At 71.5% G+C, this 3,234-nt stretch carries 2 protein-coding genes and 1 pseudogene; all 3 read left to right on the plus strand.

Translation table 11 applies throughout. The features are described 5' to 3' along the window. Nucleotides 1-430: 430 nt before the first annotated feature. Complete coding sequence (locus tag FV230_RS26385) at nucleotides 431-1,087, plus strand: protein-L-isoaspartate O-methyltransferase (RefSeq protein ID WP_147729888.1); 657 nt, start codon at nucleotides 431-433, stop codon at nucleotides 1,085-1,087. Between the two features lie 194 nt (nucleotides 1,088-1,281). Next, nucleotides 1,282-2,703: a TolC family outer membrane protein gene (locus FV230_RS26390; protein ID WP_147844490.1), complete on the plus strand. Its 1,422-nt coding sequence runs from the start codon at nucleotides 1,282-1,284 to the stop codon at nucleotides 2,701-2,703. A 197-nt stretch (nucleotides 2,704-2,900) separates the two neighbouring features. Beyond that, nucleotides 2,901-3,234 (plus strand): annotated as a pseudogene (locus tag FV230_RS26395) (DUF2497 domain-containing protein); the annotation flags it as partial.

Consider the following 3,234-nt stretch of genomic DNA (forward strand, 5'->3'; position numbering starts at 1 on the left):
GCGGGGCTCGCCGGCTGCTGCGCCAGGGCGCCTTGCGCGGCGAGGCAGGTCGTCAACGCCAGCGCGGCGAGGCTTCGGCTCAGGACGGGTGTCACGCGGCGTCTCCCGGGCTCGGCGGGATCTCGGCGCGTTGCGCCGGCCCCCGCTCGTCATCGGATCCGTTATTCACGCTCCGACCGGCGAAGGCGAGCGCCCCGGGAAACAGGTTCCCCGCACCGTCACCACCGGTTGCATCCCGGCGCCGCTGCGGCGTGTCGAGCGGGCGCGGATGTCTCACCGAACCGGTTCGCGGGCCGGCGGCCCGCCCGGCGCAACCTTGCCTTTTGGCACCCGATCCCCGAGAAACCGGCTGATCCGGAAGCGTGAGCGCGGCCTCGGCGGGCGTCTCGCGGAACCGGCTCGTTCGAACCGCGTCGAGGAACCCGTCTCCATGCTCGATTACGCGCAGGCCCGACGCCTGATGGTCGACTGCCAGCTCCGGACCTTCGACGTGAACGACATCGCGGTGCTGGACGCGTTCGACGCGGTGCCGCGCGAGAACTTCGTGCCGCCGGGGGCGGAGCCCTTCGCCTACATCGACCAGAACCTGAAGCTCGGCGGCAGCGACGGCGACCTGCGCTACATGCCGGCCTCGATGCTGCTCGCGCGGATGATCCAGGCGCTGCGCATCGGCGGCGGCGTCCGGGCGCTCGATGTCGGCACCGGATACGGCTACGCCGCCGCCGTGATGGCGCGCCTCGGCGGCCGGGTCACCGCCCTCGAATCGGACCCCGCCCTGGCGGAGGCGGCGCGCGAGCGCCTCGACGGGACGCAGGTCGAGGTGGTGGAGGGGCCCCTCGCCGCCGGCTTGCCGAAGGCCGGCCCGTACGACGCGATCCTGATCAACGGCCGCGTCGAGGTGCGCCCGCAGGCGCTGCTCGACCAGCTGAAGGACGAGGGCCGCCTCGTCTGCGTCCTCGGTCGCGACAAGTCCGCCAAGGCGACCCTGTTCGTCCGCGCCGGCGACGCCTTCGGCGCACGCCCGCTGTTCGACGCGGCGCTTCCGGGCCTGGCGGCGTTCCGCGAAGAGGCCGGCTTCGCGTTCTGAGCGGTCGGCGCGCTCTCGGCATCGCGCTCCGATCGCGCGGGGGGGGTGTCGCTTTTATGCGCCACGTCCCGACGATTCGAGGGATGGGCCGTCCTCGCCCTGGGCCACGTCTTCGTGAATGGGTTAAGGTCTGCCCCGGGGCGGGCGTGACCGGGCCGGCGCTCATGCGCCGTGGCCGTCGCAAGACGGGCAAGATGGTCTTCGAGAAACCGCAAGGGCTGATCGACGTGACACAACGCAAACCTGCGACGCGCCCCGCGCTTCGGCTGGCCGGCCTCGCCGTCGCCGCCGGGCTGACGGCCGGTCCGGCAGCGTCCGAGACGCTGGAATCGGCGCTCGCCAAGGCCTACGGCGGCAACCCGCAGCTCAACTCCAGCCGCGCCGGCGTCCGCGCGACCGACGAGGGCGTCGCGATCGCGAAGTCCGGCTATCGCCCGACCGCCAGCATCAGCGCCGACATCGGCTCCCAGTACCTCGAAGGCCGCGTCTCCGGAGCGCAGCTCGCGCAGACGACGACGCCGGGCGGTGCGGGCCTCACCGTCAACCAGACATTGTTCAACGGGTTCCAGACCGACAACAACACCCGCCGCGCCGAGTCGAACGTCTACAGCCAGCGCGAAAGCCTGCGCTCCACCGAGATGTCGGTGCTGTACGGCGGCGTGCAGTCCTACATGAACGTGCTCAGCAACACCGCGACGCTGGAGCTGAACCGCAACAACGTCGAGGTGCTGGAGGAGCAGCTCCGCCAGACCCGCGACCGCTTCAACGTCGGCGAGGTCACCCGCACCGACGTCGCCCAGGCCGAGGCGCGCCTCGCCGGCGCCCGCTCGCAGGTCAGCGTCGCGGAATCGGCCCTGCGCACCAGCATCGGCACCTATCGCCAGAACATCGGCGTCGAGCCGCGCCAGCTCGCCCCGGGCCGCCCGCTCGACCGCTACGTGCCGGCCAACCTCGATTCGGCGATCGCGATCGGCCTGCAGGAGCATCCGCAGATCCTCTCGGCGCTGCACGCGGTCGACGCGGCCGAGGCGCAGGTCAAGGTGCTCGAGGCCGCGCTGTATCCGACCGTCGGCCTGCAGGGCAGCGTGCAGCAGCGCTACGACCAGACCTTCCCCGGCGACAACTTCTTGTCGGCGTCGATCGTCGGGCGGGTGACGATCCCGCTGTACCAGGGCGGCCAGGAATACGCGCAGATCCGCCAGCAGAAGGAAGTCGTCGGCCAGACCCGCATCCAGGCCGACCTCGTCCGCGATCAGGTCCGCGCGCAGGTGGTCGACTTCTGGGGCCGGCTCGAGGCCGCCAAGGCACAGGTGATCGCCGCCCAGGCCCAGGTCCAGGCCAACGAGGTCGCGTTGAACGGCGTCCGCGAGGAAGCCCGCGTCGGTCAGCGCACGACCCTCGACGTGCTCAACGCGCAGCAGGAACTGCTCAACGCCCGCGTGAACCTGATCACCGCCCAGCGCGACCGGGTGATCTTCTCCTACGGCGTGGTCCAGGCGATCGGCCGTCTGACGGTGCGCTACACCGCGGTGCCGGTGGCGGTCTACAGCGCCAAGGTCCACTACGACCAGGTCAAGGATCTCTGGTACGGCGTCCGCTCGCCGGACGGCCGCTGAGGCGGCGTGATTCGCGCCCGCGACCCGAGGGTTCGGGCGGGCGCGGGCAAGCGGAATACGGGCAGGCGGAATAACGGCGCCCGGCGGGTGATTTCCCGAGGACTGTGCTCCGGCTGCGCTTGTCGCGTGCGCGCGGCGTGGAATACTCCATTCGACAGCCGTTTTTCGTCCCTCCCACCTTCTCGAGCGCCGTCCGGATGAGTGCAGCGAGCCCCAAGATCCAGGACAAGGCGGCGGAGAAGGCGCACGAGCCCTCCATGGAGGAGATCCTGGCGTCGATCCGCCGGATCATCGCCGACGATCAGGCGGTGAAGCCGCCCGAGCCGGCCGCGGTTCGCCCCCCCTCGCACGAGAACGACGACGTGCTCGACCTTGCCGAGATGGAAGAACCCGCGCCGCCGCCGCGCCCGGCCGCCAAGCCGGTGCCGCTGGAGCTCGAAACGCTCGATTTCGACGCGATCGATTTCGACGCGATGGAGCCGGAGCCCGAGCCCGAGCCGGCCCCCGCGCCGCGGGCCGCCGCGCCGGAGC

It is taken from the genome of Methylobacterium sp. WL6 (assembly GCF_008040095.1).
Taxonomy (GTDB): domain Bacteria; phylum Pseudomonadota; class Alphaproteobacteria; order Rhizobiales; family Beijerinckiaceae; genus Methylobacterium.